This is a genomic window from Microbacterium sp. BH-3-3-3 (genome assembly GCF_001792815.1).
Classification (GTDB): domain Bacteria; phylum Actinomycetota; class Actinomycetes; order Actinomycetales; family Microbacteriaceae; genus Microbacterium.
In genome coordinates, this window is the sequence record NZ_CP017674.1 from 2,877,444 (window position 1) to 2,901,387 (window position 23,944).

Annotated in this window: 26 protein-coding genes; 11 read left to right on the plus strand and 15 right to left on the minus strand. The window is 70.3% G+C overall.

The window, feature by feature from the left end; all coding sequences use genetic code 11:
• Nucleotides 1-392: 392 nt before the first annotated feature.
• Nucleotides 393-1,874, plus strand: a complete 1,482-nt coding sequence (locus BJP65_RS13285; RefSeq protein ID WP_083285851.1) for a PepSY domain-containing protein — start codon at nt 393-395, stop codon at nt 1,872-1,874.
• A gap of 34 nt (nt 1,875-1,908) precedes the next feature.
• Here BJP65_RS13285 and BJP65_RS13290 read toward each other — a convergent pair whose 3' ends face one another.
• The gene (locus tag BJP65_RS13290) at nt 1,909-2,325 is read right to left on the minus strand and encodes a GNAT family N-acetyltransferase (protein ID WP_070409449.1); all 417 of its coding nucleotides are present in this window, start codon (nt 2,323-2,325) and stop codon (nt 1,909-1,911) included.
• Nucleotides 2,326-2,412: 87 nt separating this feature from the next.
• On the opposite strand from BJP65_RS13290, the gene BJP65_RS13295 reads away from it, so the two are divergent.
• Nucleotides 2,413-3,741, plus strand: a complete 1,329-nt coding sequence (locus BJP65_RS13295; RefSeq protein WP_070409450.1) for a Cpe/LpqF family protein — start codon at nt 2,413-2,415, stop codon at nt 3,739-3,741.
• 70 nt (nt 3,742-3,811) lie between these two features.
• Here the strand turns inward: BJP65_RS13295 and BJP65_RS13300 are convergent, their stop codons facing one another.
• Nucleotides 3,812-4,258, minus strand: a complete 447-nt coding sequence (locus BJP65_RS13300; RefSeq protein WP_070409451.1) for a hypothetical protein — start codon at nt 4,256-4,258, stop codon at nt 3,812-3,814.
• Nucleotides 4,259-4,419: 161 nt separating this feature from the next.
• Between BJP65_RS13300 and BJP65_RS13305 the strand changes: the two genes are divergently transcribed.
• On the plus strand, nt 4,420-5,412 hold the full coding sequence (locus tag BJP65_RS13305; protein WP_070409452.1) for an aldo/keto reductase: 993 nt from the start codon (nt 4,420-4,422) through the stop codon (nt 5,410-5,412).
• Between the two features lie 63 nt (nt 5,413-5,475).
• Here BJP65_RS13305 and BJP65_RS13310 read toward each other — a convergent pair whose 3' ends face one another.
• Together BJP65_RS13310 and BJP65_RS13315 are read right to left on the minus strand one after the other, a co-directional pair.
• Entirely contained in the window at nt 5,476-5,928 is a 453-nt protein-coding gene (locus BJP65_RS13310; RefSeq protein WP_055838580.1) for an SRPBCC family protein, read from the minus strand.
• 143 nt (nt 5,929-6,071) lie between these two features.
• The gene (locus BJP65_RS13315) at nt 6,072-7,292 is read right to left on the minus strand and encodes an NAD(P)/FAD-dependent oxidoreductase (protein ID WP_070409453.1); all 1,221 of its coding nucleotides are present in this window, start codon (nt 7,290-7,292) and stop codon (nt 6,072-6,074) included.
• A 290-nt stretch (nt 7,293-7,582) separates the two neighbouring features.
• Here BJP65_RS13315 and BJP65_RS13320 point away from each other — a divergent pair, with 290 nt between their 5' ends.
• Nucleotides 7,583-7,945, plus strand: coding sequence for a sugar ABC transporter ATPase (locus BJP65_RS13320; protein WP_070409454.1), 363 nt, complete (start codon nt 7,583-7,585; stop codon nt 7,943-7,945).
• Nucleotides 7,946-8,001: 56 nt separating this feature from the next.
• Here BJP65_RS13320 and BJP65_RS13325 read toward each other — a convergent pair whose 3' ends face one another.
• Nucleotides 8,002-8,457: an Hsp20/alpha crystallin family protein gene (locus tag BJP65_RS13325; protein ID WP_055938475.1), complete on the minus strand. Its 456-nt coding sequence runs from the start codon at nt 8,455-8,457 to the stop codon at nt 8,002-8,004.
• Between the two features lie 246 nt (nt 8,458-8,703).
• Here BJP65_RS13325 and BJP65_RS13330 point away from each other — a divergent pair, with 246 nt between their 5' ends.
• Nucleotides 8,704-9,528, plus strand: coding sequence for a UbiA family prenyltransferase (locus tag BJP65_RS13330; RefSeq protein WP_070409455.1), 825 nt, complete (start codon nt 8,704-8,706; stop codon nt 9,526-9,528).
• Nucleotides 9,529-9,550: 22 nt separating this feature from the next.
• Here the strand turns inward: BJP65_RS13330 and BJP65_RS13335 are convergent, their stop codons facing one another.
• The 7 genes from BJP65_RS13335 to BJP65_RS13360 form a co-directional block, all read right to left on the minus strand.
• Nucleotides 9,551-10,669, minus strand: coding sequence for an NAD(P)/FAD-dependent oxidoreductase (locus tag BJP65_RS13335; protein ID WP_070409456.1), 1,119 nt, complete (start codon nt 10,667-10,669; stop codon nt 9,551-9,553).
• The gene (locus tag BJP65_RS13340) at nt 10,662-11,324 is read right to left on the minus strand and encodes a methyltransferase domain-containing protein (RefSeq protein ID WP_070410015.1); all 663 of its coding nucleotides are present in this window, start codon (nt 11,322-11,324) and stop codon (nt 10,662-10,664) included. The genes BJP65_RS13335 and BJP65_RS13340 overlap by 8 nt, the downstream gene beginning before the upstream one ends.
• Nucleotides 11,325-11,410: 86 nt before the next feature.
• Nucleotides 11,411-12,499 (minus strand): type III polyketide synthase, encoded by a 1,089-nt coding sequence (locus BJP65_RS13345; RefSeq protein WP_070409457.1) that lies wholly within the window; start codon nt 12,497-12,499, stop codon nt 11,411-11,413.
• Nucleotides 12,500-12,735: 236 nt separating this feature from the next.
• Nucleotides 12,736-12,963 carry a hypothetical protein gene (locus BJP65_RS13350; protein ID WP_070409458.1) on the minus strand — a complete coding sequence of 76 codons (228 nt, stop codon included), beginning with the start codon at nt 12,961-12,963 and terminating at the stop codon, nt 12,736-12,738.
• 194 nt (nt 12,964-13,157) lie between these two features.
• Entirely contained in the window at nt 13,158-13,379 is a 222-nt protein-coding gene (locus BJP65_RS16635) for a hypothetical protein (protein WP_156784897.1), read from the minus strand.
• A gap of 211 nt (nt 13,380-13,590) precedes the next feature.
• Nucleotides 13,591-14,970: a cell wall metabolism sensor histidine kinase WalK gene (locus BJP65_RS13355; RefSeq protein WP_181015937.1), complete on the minus strand. Its 1,380-nt coding sequence runs from the start codon at nt 14,968-14,970 to the stop codon at nt 13,591-13,593.
• Nucleotides 14,971-14,987: 17 nt separating this feature from the next.
• Nucleotides 14,988-15,683, minus strand: a complete 696-nt coding sequence (locus tag BJP65_RS13360; protein WP_156784898.1) for a response regulator transcription factor — start codon at nt 15,681-15,683, stop codon at nt 14,988-14,990.
• Between the two features lie 136 nt (nt 15,684-15,819).
• Between BJP65_RS13360 and BJP65_RS13365 the strand changes: the two genes are divergently transcribed.
• The 6 genes from BJP65_RS13365 to BJP65_RS13390 all read left to right on the plus strand — a co-directional run bounded on the left by BJP65_RS13365 (nt 15,820) and on the right by BJP65_RS13390 (nt 20,781).
• Nucleotides 15,820-16,506, plus strand: a complete 687-nt coding sequence (locus tag BJP65_RS13365; RefSeq protein WP_070409459.1) for a response regulator transcription factor — start codon at nt 15,820-15,822, stop codon at nt 16,504-16,506.
• Nucleotides 16,506-17,456, plus strand: coding sequence for a sensor histidine kinase KdpD (locus tag BJP65_RS13370; protein WP_070409460.1), 951 nt, complete (start codon nt 16,506-16,508; stop codon nt 17,454-17,456). Before BJP65_RS13365 ends, BJP65_RS13370 begins: the two co-directional genes overlap by 1 nt.
• Before the next feature lie 82 nt (nt 17,457-17,538).
• The gene (locus BJP65_RS13375; protein ID WP_070409461.1) at nt 17,539-17,889 is read left to right on the plus strand and encodes a hypothetical protein; all 351 of its coding nucleotides are present in this window, start codon (nt 17,539-17,541) and stop codon (nt 17,887-17,889) included.
• Nucleotides 17,890-18,033: 144 nt separating this feature from the next.
• On the plus strand, nt 18,034-18,687 hold the full coding sequence (locus BJP65_RS13380) for a VTT domain-containing protein (protein WP_070409462.1): 654 nt from the start codon (nt 18,034-18,036) through the stop codon (nt 18,685-18,687).
• Nucleotides 18,688-18,691: 4 nt separating this feature from the next.
• Entirely contained in the window at nt 18,692-19,456 is a 765-nt protein-coding gene (locus BJP65_RS13385; protein WP_258027475.1) for a hypothetical protein, read from the plus strand.
• A gap of 65 nt (nt 19,457-19,521) precedes the next feature.
• Nucleotides 19,522-20,781, plus strand: coding sequence for a hypothetical protein (locus tag BJP65_RS13390; RefSeq protein WP_070409463.1), 1,260 nt, complete (start codon nt 19,522-19,524; stop codon nt 20,779-20,781).
• Between the two features lie 76 nt (nt 20,782-20,857).
• Here BJP65_RS13390 and BJP65_RS13395 read toward each other — a convergent pair whose 3' ends face one another.
• The 3 genes from BJP65_RS13395 to BJP65_RS17040 form a co-directional block, all read right to left on the minus strand.
• Nucleotides 20,858-21,232: a VOC family protein gene (locus BJP65_RS13395; RefSeq protein WP_070409464.1), complete on the minus strand. Its 375-nt coding sequence runs from the start codon at nt 21,230-21,232 to the stop codon at nt 20,858-20,860.
• Between the two features lie 415 nt (nt 21,233-21,647).
• On the minus strand, nt 21,648-23,087 hold the full coding sequence (locus BJP65_RS16330) for a CocE/NonD family hydrolase C-terminal non-catalytic domain-containing protein (RefSeq protein ID WP_070409465.1): 1,440 nt from the start codon (nt 23,085-23,087) through the stop codon (nt 21,648-21,650).
• Nucleotides 22,988-23,941 (minus strand): CocE/NonD family hydrolase, encoded by a 954-nt coding sequence (locus BJP65_RS17040; RefSeq protein WP_258027476.1) that lies wholly within the window; start codon nt 23,939-23,941, stop codon nt 22,988-22,990. Before BJP65_RS17040 ends, BJP65_RS16330 begins: the two co-directional genes overlap by 100 nt.
• Between the last annotated feature and the right edge of the window lie 3 nt (nt 23,942-23,944).

Genomic DNA, 23,944 nt, shown 5'->3' on the forward strand with positions numbered 1-23,944 from the left:
CGTCGTGCCGTGAGCGGTGCGTCCCGGCCGTCTGACGGACCGGGCGGGCGGTCGCGCACGCCGAGTGCTCTCGCGCCGGCGCGACTCCCTTCCACGTCCCCTCGGGACGCCCCCTTCCTCGGTCATCGTCGAGCGGCGATGTCGTCTCCCGTGGCGCACCGCCACGCTGCGACGTCGACCGCGCGCGGGACCCCGGCCCGTCGTGCACGCGCGCGGCGCCGCCGACCGACGGGCGCCACCCGGTGCCCGGAGAAGAGATCCTCCATGTTCCGTTCCCCTCCCCTCACCCTGCCGGCGTCGGTCGTCGCGGCATCCGCTCCCGACGAGTCCGCCCCGCCGTCCCCGCCGCCCGCGCCCGCCCCCGGCCGCCCCGTCCAGCCCGGGGCGCCGTCATGACGGCATCCACCCCGTCGAGTGTCCACAACACGCCGTCGGGAGACGACGCGGTGCGGCGTGTTCCGGACACTCGACGGTCGGGGAGCGGGCCGAGTGCTCCGCGACGAGGCTGGTTCACCGCGCTGCTGCGCCGACTGCACTTCTTCGCGGGGCTGCTCGTGGGGCCGTTCATCCTGGTCGCGGCGCTGAGCGGCGCGCTGTACGCCCTCACGCCGTCGCTCGAGAGGGTCATGTACGCGCACGAGGTGACCGCCACCTCCACCCTGGTCGGGATGCCGCTGGCCCACCAGGTCGAGGCGGCCGAGGCCTACGTGGGCGGCGGGGCCTCACCGGTCGCCGTACGGCCCGCCCCCGCGCCCGGTGACACCACGCGCGTCCTGTTCGCCGACGAGGCGTTGCCCGAAAGCACCACGCGGGCGATCTTCGTCGACCCCGCGACGGCCGAGATCCGCGGCGACCTGCCCGCGTACGGCACGAGCGGCGCGCTGCCCCTGCGGCACTGGATCAGCGACCTGCACCGCTCGCTGCACCTGGGCGAGCCGGGCCGGCTGTACAGCGAGCTCGCGGCATCCTGGCTCGGGATCGTCTCGCTCGCGGGCCTCGGGCTGTGGATCGGCCGCTTCGTGCGCAGCCGCCGCGGGCGCCGCGACCTGCTGCGCCCGAACCGCGCGCACCGGGGGTACCGCAAGCTGTCGGGCTGGCACTCGGCCGTCGGGATCTGGGTCGTGCTGGGCGCGGTCTTCCTCGCGGCGACGGGCATCACCTGGTCGGCCTCGGCGGGCGCGCACGTCTCCGACCTGCGTGCCGCGGTCGGTGAGGGGACACCCGCGTTGACGACCTCGCTCGGTGCGGAGGCGGAGGCCGGCGGCGAGCACGCCGGACACGGCGGCGGGGCGCACGCCGACACTCCGGGGGCGGCGGACCCGGCCACGTTCGACGCCGTCCTCGCCGTCGCGAAGCGCGTCAACGTCAACACCGGCGACGTCGAGATCCGCCCGCCGGCCGCCGTCGGCGACGCGTGGGTCGTGCAGGAGGTGCACCGCAGCTTCCCGACCGAAGTGGATGCCGTGGCCATCGACGCATCGACCCTGCACGTGACCGATCGGGTCGACTTCGCCGACTATCCGCTGCTCGCCAAGCTGTCTCGCTGGGGCGTCGACCTGCACATGGGCACCCTGTTCGGTCTCGTCAACCAGCTCGTGCTGTTCGCCCTGGCGATCGGCATCGCCGCGCTCGTCGTCTGGGGCTACGCGATGTGGTGGAACCGTCGCCCGACCCGCGGCCTCGCGTCGGCGCCGGCGCGCGGCGCACTGCACGGGGCGCCCTGGTGGGGGATCGGGGCGGTGCTCGTGGTCGCGGTGGCGATCGGGTTGTTCCTGCCGCTCGTCGGCTACACGCTCGCGGCGTTCGTGGTGCTCGACGTGCTGCTCGGTCTCCGGGCGCGACGGCGGACCGGGGCAAGGCGGCCCACGGTGTGACGGCGCGGCGACGGGCCGCGGTGCGGCGGCCCGCTCAGCCCTCGAGCAGCAGGTGCATCGTCACCGAACCCGTCGTCGGCTCGGTGAAGCCGAGGCTGCGGTACAGCGCCTGGCCCGGAGGGTCGGCCAGCAGGGTCACGTAGGCACCCTCGGGGGCCTTCGCGCGGATCTCCGCGAGAAGGTCCTCGAGGATGCGGCGGCCGAGACCGCGTCGCTGGTACTCGGGCAGCGTGGCCATGTCGGCGATGAGGAAGTACCACCCGCCGTCGCCGATGACCCGGCCCATCGCGATCGATCGACCCGTGGCATCCACGATCCGACGCCAGGCCCAGCTGTTCGCGAGCGCGGGCGCGCCCTGGTCGGGACGTTTGGGGGTGAGGCCCGAGGCGCGGCGCAGCTCGAGGTAGTCGTCGAGGGAGGGGGCGAGGGATTCGAGGCGGAGGTCGGGCATGCCTCCACCTTCGCGTATCTCCGTCTCGCGAGGGAGGCGTCGTGAGGTGCGGGTCCGTAGCGTGGAAAGCCCCCCGGAAGGACTCCCGTGACTCTCGCCCGTCGCCTCGCCGCCGCCCTCTCGATCGCCACGATCGCCGCCCTCACCGCGTGCACCAGCTCCGCGCCCGACACTCCCGCAACCCCCGCGGCCTCGGTCGAGGTGCCGGCCACCCCCGTGGGGGAGCGGCTGACCTGGGTGATCGACGTGCTCGAGGCCGAGGCCGACACGACGGCCGGCGACTGGTCGCGCGTGCTGCACGAGGACTTCCAGCAGCAGGTGTCGGCCGACGACATCGCCGAGCTGCTCAATCGGCAGATCCGCCCGGCGGCGCCCTTCACCGTGACCGCGTACCAGGGCACCGAGACCCAGGCGGTCGCGACCCTCGCCGGGACGCTCGGCGACCCGTTCGATCTCTCGCTCGCGATCGACGGCAACGACCGCATCACCGGCATGGTGTTCGCCCCGGTCGCCGAGCCGTGGGTGCCCTCCGCCTCGCTCGACGAGGTGGAGCAGCGCCTGGGCGATCTTCCCGGCGAGGTCAGCGCGCTGATCCGGCGAGGAGACGACGACGTCGTGGCGGTGGACACCGAACGGGCAGCTCCCCTCGCCTCGATCTTCAAGCTGTATGTGCTGCTCGCGGCGGCCGATGCCGTGGCATCCGGGGATCTCGCCTGGGACGAGACGCTCGTGCTCGACGACGCCGACCGCAGCCTGCCCTCGGGCGAGCTGCAGAACGCCCCCACCGGTACCGAGGTGTCGGTGCGCGAGGCCGCCTCGGCCATGATCCGCATCAGCGACAACACCGCCACCGACCTGCTCATCGAGCGGCTCGGGCGTGAGCGCGTCGAAGCGGCGGTCGCACGCAGCGGCCACGCCGACCCCGCGGCGTTGACGCCCTTCCTCTCGACCAAGGAGCTGTTCACCCTGGGCTGGGGCGAGCCGGCTCTGCGCGAGGAGTGGGCGCGTGCCGACGACGCCGCGAAGCGCGCGCTGCTCGACCGCATCGACGCCGCCCCGCTGGCCGTCGGCGTCACCGACGTGACGACCCCGGTGTGGCAGGACGGGTTCGACTGGTTCGCCTCGGCCACCGACATCGCCGCCGTGCATCGGGCGCTGCAGCAGACCCAGGATGCCGAGGTGCTCGCCATCGTGAGCGAGAACCCCGGTGCGGGACTCGACGTCGGCACGTGGCCCTACGTCGGCTTCAAGGGCGGTTCGAGCCTGGGCGTGCTGACCGGCAGCTGGTTCGTGCGCGACGACGAGGGGGAGGCGACGGTGGTGCTGCTTCTCTCGGCCGACGACGCGCAGGCCGTGACCGCGGCGACGGGCGACTTCTTCCACCTCGCCGAAGACGCCCTGCGCCTCGCACGCTGAGCGTCGCCGCGGCGGCAGGTCTGGTGCCGGACCCTGCGCGGGGGCGACCGGAGGGCCGCCCCCGCCGGGGTCACGCGTCGTCGGGATCGGGCAGGCTCTGGGCGATCTTGCTGGATGCCGCGGAATCACGGCCGACGCCGGGCTGGAACTTCGCGATGGGGTCGTCGGCGTCGACGTGCGGTTCGCCCTCGGTCGGGGTGTCCGAGGCCGCGTGCGCGGTGGCCGAGCCGCCGCCGGTGTCCTCGGTGTGCTGCGAGGTCGAGCCGCCCTCGCCGCGGGCGTCATCGGTGCCCCGCTCGGTGAGGCCGTCGGCGGCGCGGGTGCCGACTCCGGGCAGGTCGTTCTGGCTCGAGATGCCCTGGATGCGGGCTTCGTCGTCGGCGTCGATCTGCGCCGCTCCGACGGCACCGGTGTCGGCGCCGGCGGCGCCGGCGGGCACATCGGCGGCCAGGCCCTCGGACTCGGGGACGATGTTCTCTTCGTCGGCTCCGGGGAGCCGGTCGGCGGGAGTGTTCATGGCGTTCCTTCCGTGGGGTGTGCCGCCACGCTATGGGCGACCACCGACCGGGCGAACGGGCTTGACGACCGCCACGGGGTGCGCAGGGGGCGTCCGGTGAGGCGCGGCCCCGGTGCCGGACACGCTGGATAGGCTCGGAACCAGCTTCGAAAGGAACCGCAATGCAGCAGCGTCCCCTCTCCCGCGCCGGCCGTGACGTCTCGGTGATCGGCCTCGGTACTTGGCAGCTCGGCCCCGACTGGGGCGGTGTCAGCGAAGACGAGGCCCTCGCCGTGCTGGCCGCCTCGGCCGACGCCGGCGTCACGCTCTTCGACACCGCCGACGTGTACGGCGACGGCCGGTCCGAAGAGATCATCGGGAAGTTCTTGAACGACACCGCTGCCGCGGGGATCACCGTGGCGACCAAGATGGGCCGTCGCGAAGACCAGGTGCCCGAGAACTACACGATCGAGAACTTCCGTGGGTGGATCGACCGCTCGCGGCGGCTGCTCGGCACCGACACCCTCGACCTCGTGCAGTTGCACTGCCCGCCGTCGGCCGTGATCGACGACGACGCCACCTACGACGCGCTCGACCAGCTCGTCGCCGAGGGGGTCATCGCCGCCTACGGCGCGTCGGTCGAGACGATGGAACAGGCTCTCTCGGCGCTCCGCCGGCCGAACCTCAGCAACCTGCAGATCATCTTCAACCCGTTCCGGCTCAAGCCCCTCGACGAGGTGCTGCCGATGGCGGCCGAGAAGAACGTCGCCGTGTTTGCCCGCGTGCCGTTGGCGAGCGGTCTGCTCTCGGGCAAATACACCGCCGACACGACGTTCGACAAGGACGATCACCGCACGTACAACCGCAACGGCGAGGCGTTCGACAAGGGTGAGACGTTCTCGGGCGTCCCGTTCGCCGAGGGCGTGGCCGCGGCCGACGAGCTCAAGGCCTCGCTTCCCGAGGGCGTCACCCTGCCCGCGGCCACGTTGGCGTGGATCGCCTCGCGCGAGGGCATCACCTCGGTGATCCCGGGCGCACGTTCGGTGGCGCAGGCCACATCGAACGCCGGGGCCGCACAGCTCCTCGACGAGGGCTTCGACCTCGACGCCTTCGACGCGCTGGTGCGTGACGTCTACGACCGCCGTCTGCGGGCGGAGATCCACCCGCAGTGGTGAGCGTCTGACACGCGAAAGCCGGGTCCGCCCCGAAGGGTGGACCCGGCTTTCCTGTCGGTGACGTCAGCTGACGTCGCCGCGCCAGGCGCCGGACTCGGCACCGCGCGACTCGATGTACTTCTTGAAGTTGTCGAGGTCCTTCTTCACCGAGTGGTCGTCGGCGCCGAAGACGGCACCGAGCTTCTCGAGGACTCCGGTGGGCTCCCAGTCGATCTGCACGGTGACGCGCGTCTCGTCATCGGAGAGACGGTGGAACGTCACGACACCCGCGTGGTTCTCGTCGCCGCCGACGCTGTTCCAGGCGACGCGCTCGTCGGGGTGCTGCTCGGTGATCTCGGCGTCGAACTCGCGCTCGGCGCCGGCGATCTTCACCTTCCAGTGCGTGAGGGTGTCGCTCTTCTGCGTGATCGACTCGACGAAGCTCATGAAGTGCGGGAACTCCTCGAACTGCGTCCACTGGTTGTAGGCGACGCGGACGGGAACGTTGACGTCGATGGTTTCGATGACCTGTGCCATGGTGTCCTCTTTCGTGTGGTTTCCGGGGCTGGTCCCAGTCTTCGCTCGTCACGGGCGAGCTGCCCCCGGGGTTGAGGGATCGGCTCGCGTGCCCTATGCGCGTGCGCGGCGCGCCGGGGTCGTTCGGGGATTCGCCCCGCGGCTCAGGCGCGACCGCGCAGGATCAGGTGCCAGTAGACCCAGGGCAGCACCCGACGGTCGGCGATCCACGACAGGGCGCGCTCTCGATACAGCGAACGCCAGAAGGGGATCGTGGGCTGCAGGCGCCCCTGACGATCGAACTCGGCGAAGACGACGGTGCCGCGCGACACCGTGAACGGCACGACGCTGTAGCCGTCGTACTTCGCGGAGGGGGAGCGCCCGGCCCTCACCCCCGTCATGTTCTTCACGAGGGCTTTCGCCTGCTGACGGATCGCGCCCCCGGAACGGCGGGTCGCCACCGCGGCGGCATCGCCGACCGACCAGATCTCGGGATACCGCGTGTGCTGCAGCGTCTCGGGATCGACGTCGACGAACCCGTGCGGATCGTCGGATGCCGCCAGCCCGCTGCCGGCGATCCACTCCGGCGCCCGCTGCGGAGGGACCGCGTGCAGCACGTCGTACGCCAGGGTCTCCTCGGCCTCGCCGTGACCGATCGTGATCGTCTGCGCCTCGGCATCCACCGACCGCATCTCGCGGCTGTAGTGCACCTCGATGCCGTACTCGTCGAGTTTGCGCTGCAGCTCGCGGTCGATGGCCGGGATGCCGAAGGGCACGGGGTCGGGGGCGACGAAGACCACGCGCAGGTCGTCGCGCACGCCGATCGCGCGCCACCAGTCGCACGCGAGGTACATCGGCTTCTGCGCGGCCGCGCCGCAGGACGCGGGCTCGGGCGGCTGGGTGAACACGACCGTGCCGGAGCGCAGGTCGCGCAGCACCGGCGAGGCTTTCGCGGCGAGGTCGTAGTCGTAGTTCGAGATGCCGTTCGGTGCCGCCATGGCCTCGGGCAGGCCCGGGATCTGCTCCCATGCCATGCGCAGGCCGGCGCACACCACGAGCTGGTCGTAGTCGAGATGACCGCCCGACACGAGATGCACGCGGCGGGCAGCGGCATCCACCGTGAAGACCTCGTCGCGCAGCCAGCGCGTGCCCGCGGGGATCACGTCGGCCTGCGCGCGGACGGCCTCGCTGGCCCGTGCCGCGCCTCCGGCGATGTGCGACTGGAGGGGCGCGAAGACGTGCTGCGTCCGCGGCTCGATCACGGTGATGTCTCCGGCGCGGGCCCGGTGGAGGCGTCCGGCCACCGACAGTCCGGCGTTGCCCCCGCCGATGATCACGATGCGGGGGGTGTCGGCGCGAGCGACGGTGCGGCTCGAGTCGTTCATGGGGGATCCTCTCGTCTCCCTCACCGTGTCGTCATCGGCAGCGGGATGCCACCCGGTTGACAGCGTCGGTCGGGCGGACGACCCGGGCGCTGGGGAACGACGAAGAGGGCTCGCCGTCGGCAGGAGCGCTTCTCCCGTGCCGCTGGAGCGGGAGCCCACCCGTTGAAGCGCGTGGTCCGTGCGCGGGTCGGGCCTGTCAAGGGGCGGGGCGCGGCCCCGTCGGCGTCGTTGGATGGAGACACCGCCGATCAGCGGTGACGCACCCCGGTGCGTTCGACGAAAGGATCCCCATGAGCGACGCCTCGATCGACCCGTCCCCCGCCGACTCGTCGACCCCCGCCGCCGACGTCGGCATCGCGGGTGTGCAGCCCCTGCGCGACGGCGACACCTCGATCGAGCCCGACCCCGCGCTCGACCCCGCCCAGGCGGAGTGGGATGCCACGACGGCCCTCGACGAGGGCGTCGACCCGCAGGACATCGCCCCCGCGACCGCGACGGGCGCCGACCCGGCCGAGATCGCCGCCGACGACACCGACATCCCGTTCGAGGACATCCACCCCGGGTCCACCGGCACCGACTCGCAGGGTCAGGACCCGGGCGTCGTCGAGCTCGGCGAAGAGGGCCAGGGAGACCTGGCGCCCGAAGACCTCTGAGCGACGCGCGAGAGAGGGGTCGGTCCGTTCGGGCCGGCCCCTCTGTTCGCGGTGGATTACTGCTCGATGAGCTGCGGTTCGCTCTCGTGCGCCCGGATGACGCCGTCGTGGTCGTCGGTGGCCACCGCGATGCGGCGCGGCTTCGCCTTCTCGCTCACCGGGATCGTGACCGACAGCACCCCGTTGCGGTAGGCGGCGCTGATGCCGTCGGTGTCGATGCCCTGGCCGAGGTTGAGCTGGCGGACGAACGTGGCCGTCTCGCGCTCGCGGGTGATCCACTTGACGTCGTCGCCGGTGGCGAGGGTGCGTTCGGCGCGGATGGTCAGCAGCTGACCGTCGACGTCGATGTCGACCGAGCCCGGGTCGACCCCGGGAAGATCGGCCGAGAGCACGTAGTGGTCACCGTCGCGGTAGAGGTCCATCGGCATCCGGCGCGGTCCGCCCCCGCGACGGGCGTCGAGAAGGGTCGACGCGAGGCGGTCGAGGTCGCGGAAGGGGTCGTAAGTGGCCATGGTCGGTTCTCCTTTTCGGTCGGTCCGGATATCGGCATCCGGAGTTCGATGAAGTTGAGCCTTGTGCGCTCAACGTGGCAGCAGATTAGCACTCTCGACAGGAGAGTGCCAAGACTGTCGAGTGTCCAAGACGCGCCGTGCCGGGGCCGGTCTCCGCGGCGTGTCCTGGACACTCAACGTGGTGGTGGCGCGGCGCCCGGGCGGGTCGGCCGCCCGAGTGCGCAGCCGCGGTAGCGTCATCGGGTGATGGATGCCGCGGCGAAGCCGCCCCTCGTGCGGGCGCTGTGGGGCGCGACCCACCCGGGGCCGACCCTGGTCGTGACCGTTCTGGCACTGGCCCTCGGCCTCGCCGCGGGGGTCGAGCCCGCGCGACTCGCGCTGCTGGTGGTCGCCGTGTTCGCGGGACAGGTGTCGGTGGGGCTGTCGAACGACGCGATCGACGGCGCGCGCGACGCCGCGGTCGGCCGCTCGGACAAGCCCATCGCCGGGGGAGCGATCACTCCGGAACGTGCGCTCGGGGTGGCCGTGGCGTCCGCGCTCCTCGCCGTGCTCCTGTCGGTGCCGCTCGGCCCCGGACTCGTCGCCGCGCACGCGGTGGCCTTGGCCTCGGCGTGGGCCTACAACGCCGGGCTGAAGTCGACGCCGGTGTCGATCGTGCCGTTCGTGCTGAGTTTCGGGCTCTTCCCGTCGTTCGCGACGCTGTCCCTCGCCTCTCCCGCGCTGGCTGCCCCGTGGGCGTCGCTCGCGGGAGCCGCCCTCGGCGCGGCCGTGCATCTGACCAATGTCGTACGAGACCTCGACGACGATCGGCGCACGGGCGTGCGGGGCCTTCCGCACCGCCTCGGTGCGCGGGTCTCGGTGGTGCTCGCGGCGGTCGGCGTCGTCGCCGGAGCGGTGGCGGTGCTGATCGGCACGGATGCCACGGTGCTCGGCGCGATCTTCTTCACCGCCGTCGTCGCGGTGGCGGCCACGGCCGTGGTGCTCGTGCTCGTGCGCGCGCCCGGACGCGCGGTGTTCCAGCTCACGATGCTGGCGGCTCTGTTGCTCGCCGCTCAACTCGTCGTGACCTGACTCCTCCCGCCCGGGCGGCTCGTCAGTCGCGGGCGGCGCGATCCAGTCGCATGGCGTACGCGCGCGTGAACAGCGCGCCCCCCGCCCCCCGCAGCATGGTGCGCAGCGCCCCGGTGCGCAGGGGGTGGGCGAGCGGGCCCGTGGCTCGCCCGAGCATCGTGTTGAGCCAGGCCAGGCGCGCCGCGTGCCGCGCCGAGGCCAGACGGTCGGTCTCCCATCGTCCGAGGCCGAGCGCCTCGCCCGTCCGCACCCACCCGGGCAGCAGCGGGGCCAGCGTGAGGGCGTCGAGCAGTCCGAGGTTCATCCCCTGACCGCCGATGGGGCTCACCTCGTGGGCGGCGTCGCCGACCACCACGACGCGGCCGCGCCGCAGCGCCGGAGCGACGGCGCGCCGCACGCGGAACGTCGTCGCCTCGGCGATGTCGACCTCGAGCCCCGCGCGCTCGGCGACGGCCCTCTCGAGGGTGCCGACGGCATCCGCCACCTCGTCGGTGCCCGCCCACGCCACCAGCCGGCGGCGTCCGCCGGGCAGCGGGAACGATTCCAGCACGCCCTGGCGTTCCAGGTGCACCCGGGCGACGGGACCGCCGGGAGCGACGACGTCGGCCATGACGTAGCGGTCGGGGTAGTGATGCGTCCGAACGGCGCCGGGGCGGTACACGAGGTCGCGGCCCGCCCATCCCGAGGCCACGACGACGACGCGGGCGCGGATCTCCTCGTCACCGCGCGGACCGGTGGCGCGCACGCGTACGCCTTGACCATCGTCGTGCACGGCGGTGATCGCGACCCCCCGACGCACGCGTGGCGCGAGGCCGGTCAGCACCTCCATCGTGTCGGCCTGGGGGAGTGCGGCGACGTACGGATGACGCGCACGCAGGCGGTCGAAGCGAATCGCCGCGAGCAGTCGGCCGTCGGCCCGCGCCTCGCCGCGGACGATCGTATCCGCGCGCGCCAGCAGGGCCTCGGTCGCGCCCGACGCCTCGAGGAGGGCGAGCGCGGGGGAGTGGATGCCGATGGCCCGCGACCCGGATCCGGTGCCGGCGCGCTTCTCGACGATCTCGACGTCGACCCCGCGCACACGCAGGTCGGCAGCCAGGGCGAGACCGACGGGTCCGGCTCCGACCACCAGTACCTCAGGCACGCTCCGCCCGCCCCTCGGCCACGGCGAGAACCCGGAAGGGCGCCGGCGTCTCGACCCGCCAGGGCGTTCCGAGTGCCGCGGCAAGCTCGGGGGCGCGGTAGCTGCGGCGGATCGAGCGCAGTCCGTCGACGCGCAGGAACGTGCCGGCCGACAGCGGGGCGATCCCCGCGGCGTACAGGGCGTAGGCCAGTCGGCCGCGGGCGATGTCGGCGTGCAGCACCCGACCACTCGAGAGGGCGAGCGAGTCCTCGGCGAACGTCGCCAGGGCGGTGGCGTCGAGGTGGTGCAGCACGTGGTTCGACACGACCAGGTCGTAGCGTTCGCCCGCGGCGCGCAGGGCGCCCGAGTCCTGGGCCACGAACCGCACGCCCGGTCGTTCGCGCGCGCGGGCCGAGGCGATGGCGCGGGGGTCGGGATCGGCGCCGGTCCACTCGACGTCGAACCCGTCGCGCGCGGCCAGGCCCGCCAGACGGACGGCGACATCGCCGCCGCCGCACCCCAGGTCGAGAGCGCGGGCGGGGCGGCCGAGCGCCCGCAACTGCGGGCGGACGCGCGTGCGGTACACGTGCCCCCAGGCCGAGACCAGGCGGTTCACGACGTCGAACCGCCGATACGTCGCCGCCAGGGCGCGCGGGTCGCAGTCGGGGTCGTCCATCAGCTCGGTGAGCGCCACATCGCGTCGGGCGAGGCCGCGCCAGAGGCCGGTCGCTCCGTCGCTGGTGGCGGGGCCTCGCGCGGCGCTCACGGGCGGCGCAGCGTCAGACGCGCCGCCTCGACCGTCAGGCCGGGGCCGAAGGCCAGCGCGGCGATCCGCTCCCCGTCGGGGTGCGTGACGTCGGCCAGCAGGTCGCGCAGGATGAACAGCAGGGTCGCACTCGACATGTTGCCGTGGGCGCGCAGCACCTCCCGCGAGGGCGCCAGGGCGGCGGCATCCAGGGCGAGAGCGCTCTCGACGCGGTCGAGGATGCTGCGGCCGCCGGGATGCACGGCCCACGCGTCGACGTCGCTCAGGTCGCCCAGCACGTCGGCGGCGATGCCGGCGATCTCGCGCCCGATGATGCGCGGCACCTCGGGGGTGAGGGTCATCTCGAACCCGGAGTCGCCCACCGTCCAGGCCATGTCCTTCTCGCCCTCGTCGGTGACGTGGGTGGCGAAGTCGTCGAGGTCGAGACCGGGGTGCGATGAGTCTCCGGATGCCACGACCGCGGCCGCCGCGCCGTCGGCGAACACCGAGGCGGCGACGATCTGGTCGGGGTGCGACGAGGTCTGCCAGTGCAGCGAGCACAGCTCGGCGCACGCCACGAGCACGACGGCGTCGGGGTCGGCGGTCACGATCCGCGCCGCGAGCCGCAGCGCGGGGATCGCGGCCGCGCATCCGATGAAACCGAGGTGGTACCGCTCGGCCGAGGTCGGCAGGCCGAGGTCGCGCACGAGGTGGTAGTCGGGACCCGGCGCGAACATGCCGGTGCACGAGACGGTCACGACGTGCGTGATGGCATCCGGCGTCCGCCCCGAACCCTCGATCGCGGCGCGCGACGCCTCGGCGAACAGGGCGGGTGCGGTGCGGCGGTACTCCGCGTTGCGGGCTCCCGTGGACGGCATGAGCAGCGTGTCGCCGTCGCGGACGCCGAGCCCGCCCCCGGTGCCGCCGGCGAGCTGCGGCAGCACGACGTGGCGGGTGTCGATGGCGGCGGCATCGAAGGCCGCACCCACCAGGCGTTGGGCCTTGCGGTCGAACCCGGGCTGCGCGGCGAAGAGGCCGCGCAGGGTCGATTGCTCGACGCGGGTCTCGGGCAGGGCCGTGCCGATCGAGAGGATGCGCGCGGTCATGCCTCACTGTAGACACGGTTCGGGGCGCCGACGGCGGGGATAGCGCGGTGTCGGCGCGCCGTCTATGGTGCCGCGCGGCGGCGTCGGTCCGTGCCGCCCGGACGCGCGGCGGCGTCCGGCCGCGAGGGTTCCGGCCCTCGCCCGGTACGCGGTCGTCACGGCCAGACGACGCCGGTCGGTGGACGCACATCGTGCCGAACGGTCGCGCGTTCGGTCGGCACGATGTGCGAGGCGCGCTACGTGACGACGGTTTTCGTCGCGCTCGACCCGCGCGACCGCGTTGCATAGCCCGACTTCTTGCCGGTCACGGTGACGGTGAGGGTCTTCCCGACGTCGCGAGAAGCGACCCGGTACGTGTTCGCCGTCGCCCCCGCGATGACCGTGCCGTTGGCTTTCCATTGGTATGTCAGGGCGACCGTTCCCGGTCCCCATGCTCCGGGAGCGGCGGTGAGCGTGAATACCACATGCGATCTTTGACCCCATTGACCGGGTGCTAGAGATTTGGCCTGCGGAACATGACCGGCGAGAGCCATCGGACTCTCTGTCACTCGGACGAGCTGCGTCGTGAGCCAGTGCGATCACGGTTTGTCATGACCAGGACGACCCTACGTAGGCTCGTCAAGAAGCGGGTCTCTGTGAGGGGAGAGATTTCCCGACGTCAGAGCTGCAGCAGGCTTCGTAGCGCCTCAACCGCCGATTCCGGTGTTGCAAATTCGCCCAACGCAAGTCCTCGAACTGTCTCGCGGCTGTCGTCCGCATGGCTCAGGCGGTAACTACCCGCCTCGCGCTCAACCCGCCACGGCGTCTCGACGAGGGCACCATCAAGTTCTTGAACCACCCAGTAATGGTCATCCTCGATGCCACGGGCAATGTAGAGCACACTCCGAGAGTACGGCGGAGAATCGCAGACTCTTCAAAACCGGTGACCAGAAGCGTTCGGAGGGTGCGCATTCGAATGCGTAGCGGTGTGCGGGTTTACCGGCGCGAGCCGGAATGTACCCGATACCGATGCGACGAGTCGGACTGAGCTGGACAGTCGCGGCGCGGTGCGGCGCGGGATGCATGTGGCTCAGGGTGGAGGGACATGTGACTCAGGGTGGAGGGAGGTGACCGCGAGTCGGTGTCGCATCGGAGTCGAGGACGGGCAGGGCGATTGTGATCACCAGCCCCTGTGGGGCTGTGTTGGAGAGTCGGGCCGTTCCGCCGGCAGCTGCTGCTGCGGCGGCTACGATCGCAAGGCCCAGCCCGCTGCCCTGCCCGGTCGTTCGCGAGTGGTCTTCCTGGGAGAAGCGGTCGAATGCCTGGGGTAAGAACTCCGGTGACATCCCGGGTCCGGTGTCGATGACGGTCGTCACGAAGTGGTCGGCCTCGACGGACAGGGTGACGGCGATCCGTCCTTCGCCGTCCAGGGCGCTGAGCGAGTTGGTCAGCAGATTGTCGAGTACTCGGCCGTAGAGAAGTGGTGCCATCGCTACCCGGCCGCGCGGCTGGGCTGCCACTGGCAGGGTGAGGTCGATCTCGACCTGTCCCCCCGACGCTGCCAGCCGCGCACGGTCGAGGGCCTCTCCGGCCTCCTCTACGAGTTCGCCGACCGTGGCGCGTGCTGGAGCCCGTCCGCTGTCGAGGCGGGAGAGTGCGAGGAGACTGTCGACGAGTTGGTTGAGACGCACGGTGGCGCGCTCGGCTTCGAGGAGGTCGGTGTCGAGACGGGTACGGTCGCCGGTGCGGAGGAGCTCGAGTTGCGCTTGCAGAACCGCCAGCGGTGTGCGGAGCTCGTGGCTCGCATCGGAGACCATCTGGCGTTCACGGGCGGCGGATGCGCGCAGCTTCGTGATCAGCGCGTTGAGGGTCGCGGCCAGGTCGGCGATCTCGTCGGTCGCCGGGCCGACCGGGAGCAGCGTGTCGCAGTCGTTGGCCACGATGATGTCGGCGCTGCGGCGGAGCTGGATGACGGGGCGGAGGGCCGCACCGGTGAGAACCCAGGAGACGATCCCGAAAAGGAGTGTCAGGGCTCCCAGGCCGATGACGAGGCCGGTGGTGAGGTCGGTGAGCACCTGCTGGGATGCGTTTTCGTTACGGGCGGAGATGATGGTCCAGTCGCCGGTCGAGGAGGTGACTTTCTCGACGGCGACCAGGTAGGTGGCGCTGTCGACGGTGAGGTGCTGAGGCCCGGACCGCCCGCTGTCGATTGAGTCAAGTTGGGCGACGATCGTGGCGGGCAGGGTGGAGGTGCGGGTGGCTCCGGCGGGGTCGATGACGGCGATGAGCTGCCCCTCGCCGGGGTTGTCGACGGGGTCGTCGGGCTCTTGCTGGAGGGCGGTCTCGAACGGAGTGGCGTCGCTGGTGAGCACGTCGTAGGTGGCGTTCTGGAGAATGGTGTCGACCTGCTGGCGCACGATGATGGCGACGCCGGTGAAGAACAGGGCTGCGATCAGCAAGGTACCGATCGTGATCCGCGCGCGGATCGACAACCGGCCGAGGGCTCGCATCACGGCCGCTCCAACCGGAACCCGACTCCGCGGACGGTGCGCACAGTGACTCCGGAGTCGACCGGGTCGAGCTTGCGGCGGAGGTAGCTGATGTACTGGTCGACAATGTTCGGGTCGGTGTGCTGCACGGTGCCCCAGATCTCGAGCAGGATCTGCTCCCGCGGGAGAGTCTGGTCGAGGTTCTGGGCCAGCAGCCGAAGCAGCGCGAATTCCTTGGGACTGAGCGGCACCGGGACACCGCTTGCCGTGACGGTGTGGTCATGGCTGTCGATGAGCAGTCCGGCGATCTCGAGTCGCGGGCTGGTGGTGAGGTTCTCGCGTCGGCGGAGGGCCCGGAGTCGTGCCGCCAACTCGGTGAAGGCGAATGGTTTGACGAGGTAGTCGTCGGCTCCGGAGTCCAGACCCTTGACCCGGTCGTCGACTTCGTCGCGGGCGGTGAGCATCAGGATGACCAGGGCGGGGTGGGCATCTCTGAGCCGGCGGCAGAGTTCGAACCCCGACATGCCAGGCAGCATCACGTCGAGCACGGCCACCGAGAATCCGCCTCCTTGCGACTGGATGAGAGCAGAGGTGCCGTCTTCGAGCCAGGTCGCGTCGTAGCCCTCCTCGGTCAGGCCCCGCACCAGGAGCGGGCCCAGCTGGGTGTCGTCCTCGACGACCAGCACGCGCACGGGTCGATCCGAGACAGCGGTCATGGTGGCCATTCTTCCTGCTCGACCGTGCAGAGCGGGGTGTCTGAACGTTTTCTCATGGTCGACGCCCTCGGATCGCAGGAGTCGCCTGGCCCCGCTCCCTAGGTTCGGAGCCTGGTGGTTTCCTGGAGGGAATGGCATGCGCATTCTGGTGGTCGAGGACGATCGGCGGATCGCGGACATCATGCGCCGCGCCCTGACGGAATCGGGGTACCCGGTCGATCTGAGGGCGGATGCCGCGGAGGCGCTGTTCGCGTTCGAGACCGATGTCTACGACCTCGTGCTTCTGGACCTCATGCTGCCGGGCATGGTGGGTGGGGGTGTGGAACTGTGCCGGCGCATCCGGAGCGCCGACACCGATGTGCCCGTGCTCATGGTCACCGCGATGGACTCGACCCGGTCCCGGGTGCGAGGACTGGATGCCGGGGCGGACGACTACCTGGTGAAGCCGTTCCACCTCGACGAGCTCCTCGCCCGGGTGCGTGCGCTGCTGCGGCGCGCACCGAAAGCGATCGCGCCCGTGTTCGCTGTACGGGACGTCACACTCGATACCGGTCTGAGGCGGGCCTACCGCTCGGGTCGGGAGATCCCTCTCACCGCGAAGGAGTTCACCGTGCTGGAGTATCTGATGCGCAACGCCGGAACTGTGGTCTCCACCTCTGATTTGCTCGACCACGCGTGGGACACCAACAGCGATCGAGGCAGCAACGTGGTGCAGACCTATATCCGCTACCTCCGCCAGAAACTCACCGCGAAAGGCACGGCCGAGACCGAGTTCATCGAGACCCGTCGAGGCGCCGGCTATCTCGTGCGGACACACCTGTGATGTTCCGCCGGGCCGTCCTCCGGCTCACCGTGTTCTTCTCCCTCGTGCAGCTGACGGTCTTCGGGGCGTTCGCGGTCGCCATCTATCTCTTCGTCACCACGGTGTTCGACTACGACCCGCCCGAGGGCGACACCGCCATTGCCGTCGATGCGGCCGAGGTCGCGTTCTCGGGGCTGCGCACTGGGCTGCTGATTAGCTTCGCGATCCTCGTGGTGCTCGTGCCCGCCGTCAGCTATGTCATGGCCCGCCGCACGCTCGCGCCGGTGCGGCTGGCGTACGAAGCGCAGGAGAGGTTCGTCGATGACGCCTCGCACGAGTTCCGCACCCCACTCAGCGTGATCTCGGGTGAGTTGGAGCTGGCGCTGCTCGCACCCCGCTCCAGCACCGAGTACGTCACCGCCATCCGGCGGAGCATCGACGCTGTCGAGCAGATGGAACGCCTCACCAGCGACCTGCTGCTGCTCGGGCAGGCGGGCGATCGGCGCATCGAAGACATCTTCAGTCCCGTCAGGGTGAAGGAGATCGTTCTCGGAGCTATCCCCGGCCGCGACCGGGATCGGTCCTGGCCGACACTGACGCTTGATTTCGACGGCGACCCGATCGTTCGAGGTTCGCGCGAGCTGCTGACCCGCGCGGTCGGGAACCTCGTCGAGAACGCCTCCAAGTTCACCCCGGCTTCCGGTGTCGTCCGGGTGCGGGTGAGCGAGCGTGCGGGCCTGGCGATCATCGCGGTCGCGGACGACGGTCCCGGATTCCCGCCCGGCACCCAGTCCCGCGCGTTCGACCGGTTCTGGCGAGCGGACTCCGTGCAGTCCATCCCCGGCCACGGACTGGGCCTGCCGCTGGTGAGACAGATCGTCACCGCTCATGGTGGCCGTGTGGCGATCGACTCGGAGACTCGACAGGGCACGGTCGCCACGATCGAACTTCCTAAGCTGAACGCGCGCTGATGCCTCTCACGGTCATCTCATCGGCACGTTCGTACCGTCAGACCACGCACGCATTTCGTGTGCTCGACGAAGGAGAGAAGTCATGAACAAGCGAACCACATGGACGCTCGGGTCGATCGGAGCCGCCGTCCTCCTCATCGGTGGCGGCCTGGCCGTCTCCATCCCCGCCCAGGCCTCCAACACCACGCCCGCCCCGGCGACCAGCCAGACCAGTGTCGAGGACGGAACCAACGATGGCGAGACCGCCGACGACACGGGCACGGACACCGGCATCGAGGACGGCAGCAACGACGGCGAGACCGCCGATGACGCCACTGAGACCGAAGACCCCACCGAGGTGAACGACCCCAACGAGGTCGAGGACAGCGCCGGTGTGGAGGATGGCAGCAACGACGGCGAGACCGCCGATGACCCCACCAGCACCACGAAGTAGACCCTGAGGACGGGCGGGAGCCGGTATCAGCGACACCCGTCCGTCTGAGAGTTCTTTCAGGAACGCAGGCCCCGCATCCGGCCTGTTCTCGCACCCGCGGTGCTTAGTCTGCGAGCACCAGCCATCCACATCGAAAGGGCGCGCGTGCTGATCCAATCCGGGGGTCTCCTCGATCCGACCGCACTGCTGGAGGGCTCCGGGCCCTGGGTGCTGCCCGTGATCATGGGCATCATCTTCATCGAGACGGGCCTGCTGTTCCCCTTCCTCCCGGGAGATTCGCTGATCTTCACCGCAGCGCTGCTCACCGGGTCGCTGGGGCTTCCGCTCCCCGCGCTCGTCGCGGGCGTGGCCGTGGCCGCGATCGTGGGCGACACGGTCGGGTACGCGATCGGCCGCCGCTTCGGCCGGCGCCTGTTCAAGCCGGATGCGCGCATCCTGAAAGCCCGTTACCTCGAGAAAGCGGATGCGTTCTTCGCGAGGTACGGGGCCCACTCGCTGGTACTCGCCCGGTTCGTGCCGGTCGTCCGCACGTTCGTGCCGCCGGTGGTGGGCATGTCGAGCATGCCTTACCGAAGCTTCCTGCTCTGGAACGGCATCGGCGGACTGGCCTGGGCGCTGCTGCTGGCCGTGGCCGGCTTCTTTCTCGGGAAGATTCCGGTCGTCGCCGACAACGTCGAGCTGATCGCTGTCGGGATCGTCGTGGTGTCGGTCATCCCGATCGCCATCGCCGTCGTGCGGGAGCGGCGCGCCGACAAGCGCGAACGAGAACGTGCCGCGGTCGAGGCCGACCGTGGGTGAGCGCGTGAAGCGCGTGGACCTGAGCCGCAGCAAGGTGCCTGAGATCACCGTGCTGTTCTGGGTGACGAAGGTGCTCACCACCGGGATGGGGGAGACGACGTCCGATTTCGTCGTGACGAGCATCGAACCCGTCATCGGGGTCGCTGTCGCGTTCGTGCTGCTCGTCGGGGCGCTGGTGCTGCAGTTCCGTACCCGGCGGTATGTGCCGTGGGTCTACTGGCTCGCCGTGGTGCTGGTGAGCGTGTTCGGCACGATGGCTGCCGATGTCGTGCACGTGCAGTTCGGCGTGCCGTACGAGGTCTCGACCGCTGGCTTCGCGATCGTCCTAGTCGCGGTGTTCATTCTCTGGTTCCGCACCGAGCGCACCCTTTCGATCCACGCGATCGACACACCGCGCCGTGAAGCGTTCTACTGGGCCGCCGTGCTCACGACGTTCGCACTCGGCACCGCGGCCGGGGACTGGACCGCCCACGTGCTCGGCCTGGGTTATCTCGGATCGGGGCTGCTGTTCCTCGTGGCGATCTGCATCCCCGCTGTCGCTTACGCGTTCTTCCGTGTCGACGCGATTGCCGCTTTCTGGGTGGCGTACATCGTCACGCGGCCGCTCGGTGCGTCCTTCGCCGACTGGCTCGGAGTCGGCCACGACCGTGGCGGCATCGGCGTCGGCACCGGCACCGTGAGTCTTGTTCTCTCCGCCGCGATCGCCGTCTGCGTCGCCGTGCTCAGCCGCCAGCGATCCCGGACCACCGCGGCGAGCCCGATCGTGTGAGAAGTCTCAGAGGCCGAGGGCGCCGTTCGCAGGATGCCCGAAACCCCGGTTGGGAACGTCAGAGCATGAGCGCACACGCCACCCCACTCACGACTCGGCAGCTGCTGAGCAAAGTCCCCGAGATCACCATCTGGTTCTGGATCATCAAGATCCTCTGCACCACCGTCGGGGAGAGCTTCGCCGACTACATCAACATGGCCCTCGGCGTGGGACTGGTGGCCACCGCGATCATCTTCACCGTCGTCACCGTCGTCGTTCTCGCCGTGCAGCTGCGTCTCACTCGCTACCGGCCGGCGGCGTACTGGTTCACCGTCGTGGTGTTGAGCATCACGGGAACCCTCTACACCGACATCCTCACCGACCAGGCCGGCGTGCCACTCTCCGCCAGCTCGGCCGTCTTCGCCATCGCTCTCGCGGTGGTGTTCGGAATCTGGTTCGCCCGCGAACGCACCCTCTCGATCCACAGCATCGTCACCCGCCCGCGCGAAGCCTTCTACTGGGTCGCCGTGCTCGTCACCTTCGCCCTCGGCACGGCCCTCGGCGACTGGACCCTCGAGCTCACCGGCTGGGGACCTGGACTGTCGATCCTGCTGCCCCTGGTGATGATTGGCATCGTCACTGCCCTCTGGCGGTACGGCGCCAACCCCGTGCTCATCTTCTGGATCGCCTACATCCTCACCCGTCCCCTCGGCGCCAACATCGGCGACTGGCTCGGGCTCACTCCCGCCGAAGGCGGCATCGGCCTCGGTACCTTCACGACCAGCCTGATCTTCCTCGCCGCCATCCTCGCCACCGTGATCTACCTGACGGTCAGCAAGACCGACGTCGTAGAACGCGACCGAACCGTACCGGAACCCGCGACGTCACCACGACGCCGACGGGCGAGTCTCGGCATCCTTGCCGTCGTCGCGATTGCCACGGTCGCGCTCTTGATTTACACGAACAGCCAGCCCCATGCGAGCGTCCTGGCAGACGAAGGCTCGGGCCCGAGCTGCGACACCAGTACCTCCCTCACCCAGGACCAGGCGAAGGCCGCGGCCCGATCGAACTTCCCGACCGTGACCATGAACGAATTCCGAACCATCACCGCCGACATCCTGACCGCCGTGCAGAACGGCGACGCAGCAGGCGCCGCGAAGAGCGCAACCGACCTCGAAACCGCGTGGGACGACAACCAGGACACCCTGAACGCCGCCGACTGCGGAGCCTGGACCTACATCGACCAGCAGATCGACCCGGTTCTCTCATCGGTGCGCTCAAGCACCCCCGACGCCGGCAACGAGCAGAAGACGCTGCAAACCCTTCTCACCACGCTCGGAGCCTGATCGCGATTGAATGGTCGCGAGACGGTCGGCCGGGCGCCTTTGGATCGGCATTCGCGGGCGTCTACGTCGGGTGTGATCACTGTGGCAGTGACGCAACCCGGATTTCCTGCAGTGCCCAGGTGTTGCCGTCGGGGTCGGCGAAGAAGGCGTAGAGCACGCCGCCCATGTCCTGCACCTCGCTGACGGCGAGGCCGCGGCCGACGAGAGCGGCACGCTCCGCCTCGACGTCGTCGACCACGAGGTGCAGATTCGAGACCGGTCCACCGCTGCCCATGCCGACGCCGAACGCGATCGAGCAGGCCGAGCCCGGCGGGGTGAGCTGCACGACGCGCATCCCGCCCCCGGGCGAGACGTCGTGGTCAAGCGTGAACCCGACCACGTCGCGGTAGAAGGCGACAGTGGCGTCGACGTCGCTCACGGCGATGGGCACGAGTTCCAGGCGCATGGTCATTGCCGAACGATAGCGCGTCGACAATCACCACCAAGATCCGCTAGTTCGACGGCGGCGCTTCGAGGAGTTGCGCTGCCCAGCTGCGGAGCAGGTTGAGAGCAACGGTGGAGGGTGTGCCCGGCTCGGTGAGATAGGTGGCGATGACTTTGCCGCTGGTTGAGGGGAGGGCGAGGGTTCCGCAGGAGAGGGGCATTTCGCCGACGACCGAATGGTTGGTCTCCCTGTCCTAATAGGGGATCGTTCACCGGACGCATAAATGAAAGGGACGACACGCCTAAACGGCGCGTCTCGTCTAACTGGTCCGAAGTAGGTTCCGGTGACCGGGGGCCATGTGAGTCTGCCCGCGTGTACCTTCGGGTCGACGAGGGCCGATCGTCGGCAAGAACGCTTCCTAACATCTCGTCGGTGTTGCGCGTCACAACTGCGAGTCGTGGCAAGTTGTCAACCCCACCTTCGCGGTTCCGCTGATCGCTGGTGCCACGCTCGTCAGCGTTCCTGACACGGTCTTGGCGGTGGGGTTCGACGGGCGACTGGTGGAGGTGTATCCGACCTTCCTGCCCGTGACGGTGACGGTGATGGTCTTCCCCCGCGCTGAGGGCGAGGGTGTCCACGTGCTCTTCGTGGCTCCCGCGATGGCGACGCCGTCGGCGGCCCACTGATACGACAGTGCGACCTGCCCCGGCCCCCAGGCGCCGACCGTGGCGGTGAGGGGCGAACCGACGCGAGCAGTGCCCACGATGGTCGGCGTCTGCGGGACGAGGACTCCCGCGATCACGGTGTCTCCGCCGACGATCGGGACGGACAGCGAGGTGCCCGCGAGGTCGATGGTGGAGCCTGCCGTGCCGACGTAATCGCCGACGGTACCGGGATCCAACTGAATGCTGTTGTTGTAGAGCACGAGGCCGAGGCGGTGTCCCGCGGGGACGGTGTGATCGGCGGGGAACAGCGTCCAGGTGAGGTCGACGTAGGTGCCCTGCGGGACCGGTGTGTACCGCTCGAGCGACTCGTGGTGCGCGATGCTCGCCGTCCCTCGGGTGATCACGGAGCTGCCGGTCGTCGCGGTGAGGGCAACGGTGTCGGCATAGGTGGCCCCCTCCTCGGCGCGTGAACCGCCCCATTCCCGTGTCGAGTCGAGTGCGCGGATGCCATTCCCTCGTGACCAGTCGACGATCTCGGCGGGGCCGTAGTCGACGAGCGCGACCGAGATGTTCGCATCCGCCGCCTCCGGGCGAACCCGAACGGTGACCGATGGAGTCCCCGAGATGCGGGCGTCGGCGGACAGAGGCGCGGACGCGTATACGAGCCGGTCGCGTCCGCCCCGCGGTTCGGCCGCGCCGCCGGTGAGGGCGAAGGGGGCCGCGTCGTCGAGCTGCGCACCGGCGAACGAGGCTGTTCCCGTTCCGGACGCTCCGATCCGGAGGGTGCCGACGCCGTTCTTCGCGCCGACGCCCAGGGTGACGGCGGTACTGCCCGGCACGGGCCAGGTCGGTGCGTCTTCCCACACGTCGGGCTGCGTCTCGACGCGGACGGCGGGCTCGTCCGTGATCCCGTTGTCGATGCCGAGGAGCTCGTGGTCGTACCACCGGTGCAGAGTGTCGCTCCATCCGTCGCGATCGACGTCGAAGGGATCCACGTGCGCCCGACGATGCAGCCACAGCTTCGATTCGACACCCGCCTGCTGCAGGGCCGCCCAGTGCTCGCCGAACTCGTTCGTGCGCACGATCATGTCGCCCTGCCCGGTGGCGATGAAGACGCTCACGCCGTTCGCGGCGATGGTGTCGACCTTGCGCGTGTAGTTGCGGGCGTCCCAGAAGGCGTTGTAAGAGCGCTCGGCGGGGTCGGAGTCAGCGCGCATCCGGCGAATTGCGGCTGGCAGACGCGTCGCTTCTCGGCCTGGTGCTCGCGCAGCCGCGCCGGATTCGAGGGGTTCTCGACCCCCGCGGGCTCGGGCTCGGTGAGCCATTCCGAGAAGTTCGCCGTGCCACCCCCGACGAACACTCCATGCGGGCGGGTGTTGTAGGCGCTGCTCCCGCCGGCGATCGGGACCACCGTCTGCAGGCCCGGCACGGCCGTCGCCGTGGCCACCGCGTTGGCGATGCCGCCGTCGTACGAGATGCCCGTCACGGCGCTCTTGCCCGAGCTCCACCGGGCGTCCACGGTGAGCTCGCGATCGAGGTTGCGGTACGCGACGGAGTCGGGTTCTCCGTGCAACCACCGGATGACGGCGGCGACCGATTCGACGTCGTTCGGCCCCACGTTGTCGACGCACCCTTCCGACCAGTTGGTGCCGGCGACGTCGACCGAGATGTAGGCGTATCCGCGGGGGACGAAGTAGTTGTCTTCCCACCCCGGCATGAACGCGAGGTCGCTGACGTCGCGGTTCGCGTTGTCGACGTACGGCTTGCCTCCCGGCGTGCCGTTGTATCCGGTGGCGGTGATGATCGCGGGAACCTGCACCGCGGCGGGAGTACGGGGTCTCACGATGTCGGCGCGGATGAGGTCGCCGCGGCCGTCGCCGTCCGAGTCCATCGCCGCTTCGACGTAGACGTGCTCGATGAACGCTTCGGCCATGTCGTACACCGCCGCGGATCGACCCTCGCCATCCACCACCGGTCCCCGTGCGGACGCAGCGGGAACGGGGGCGAGGAACGAGGTACCGAGCACCGCCGCGCAAGCGAGCGCGGCAACGATGGAGCGTGATCGAGGCATGTG

Excerpts from the sequence above, each read along its gene's own strand:
- BJP65_RS13285 (WP_083285851.1), top strand. The coding sequence starts at position 393 with ATGACGGCATCCACCCCGTCGAGTGTCCACAACACGCCGTCGGGAGAC.
- BJP65_RS13290 (WP_070409449.1), bottom strand. The coding sequence starts at position 2,325 with ATGCCCGACCTCCGCCTCGAATCCCTCGCCCCCTCCCTCGACGACTAC.
- BJP65_RS13300 (WP_070409451.1), bottom strand. The coding sequence starts at position 4,258 with ATGAACACTCCCGCCGACCGGCTCCCCGGAGCCGACGAAGAGAACATC.
- BJP65_RS13305 (WP_070409452.1), top strand. The coding sequence starts at position 4,420 with ATGCAGCAGCGTCCCCTCTCCCGCGCCGGCCGTGACGTCTCGGTGATC.
- BJP65_RS13310 (WP_055838580.1), bottom strand. The coding sequence starts at position 5,928 with ATGGCACAGGTCATCGAAACCATCGACGTCAACGTTCCCGTCCGCGTC.
- BJP65_RS13315 (WP_070409453.1), bottom strand. The coding sequence starts at position 7,292 with ATGAACGACTCGAGCCGCACCGTCGCTCGCGCCGACACCCCCCGCATC.
- BJP65_RS13320 (WP_070409454.1), top strand. The coding sequence starts at position 7,583 with ATGAGCGACGCCTCGATCGACCCGTCCCCCGCCGACTCGTCGACCCCC.
- BJP65_RS13325 (WP_055938475.1), bottom strand. The coding sequence starts at position 8,457 with ATGGCCACTTACGACCCCTTCCGCGACCTCGACCGCCTCGCGTCGACC.
- BJP65_RS13330 (WP_070409455.1), top strand. The coding sequence starts at position 8,704 with ATGGATGCCGCGGCGAAGCCGCCCCTCGTGCGGGCGCTGTGGGGCGCG.
- BJP65_RS13340 (WP_070410015.1), bottom strand. The coding sequence starts at position 11,324 with ATGGACGACCCCGACTGCGACCCGCGCGCCCTGGCGGCGACGTATCGG.
- BJP65_RS13345 (WP_070409457.1), bottom strand. The coding sequence starts at position 12,499 with ATGACCGCGCGCATCCTCTCGATCGGCACGGCCCTGCCCGAGACCCGC.
- BJP65_RS13360 (WP_156784898.1), bottom strand. The coding sequence starts at position 15,683 with ATGACCGCTGTCTCGGATCGACCCGTGCGCGTGCTGGTCGTCGAGGAC.
- BJP65_RS13365 (WP_070409459.1), top strand. The coding sequence starts at position 15,820 with ATGCGCATTCTGGTGGTCGAGGACGATCGGCGGATCGCGGACATCATG.
- BJP65_RS13370 (WP_070409460.1), top strand. The coding sequence starts at position 16,506 with ATGTTCCGCCGGGCCGTCCTCCGGCTCACCGTGTTCTTCTCCCTCGTG.
- BJP65_RS13375 (WP_070409461.1), top strand. The coding sequence starts at position 17,539 with ATGAACAAGCGAACCACATGGACGCTCGGGTCGATCGGAGCCGCCGTC.
- BJP65_RS13390 (WP_070409463.1), top strand. The coding sequence starts at position 19,522 with ATGAGCGCACACGCCACCCCACTCACGACTCGGCAGCTGCTGAGCAAA.
- BJP65_RS13395 (WP_070409464.1), bottom strand. The coding sequence starts at position 21,232 with ATGACCATGCGCCTGGAACTCGTGCCCATCGCCGTGAGCGACGTCGAC.
- BJP65_RS16330 (WP_070409465.1), bottom strand. The coding sequence starts at position 23,087 with ATGCGCGCTGACTCCGACCCCGCCGAGCGCTCTTACAACGCCTTCTGG.
- BJP65_RS17040 (WP_258027476.1), bottom strand. The coding sequence starts at position 23,941 with ATGCCTCGATCACGCTCCATCGTTGCCGCGCTCGCTTGCGCGGCGGTG.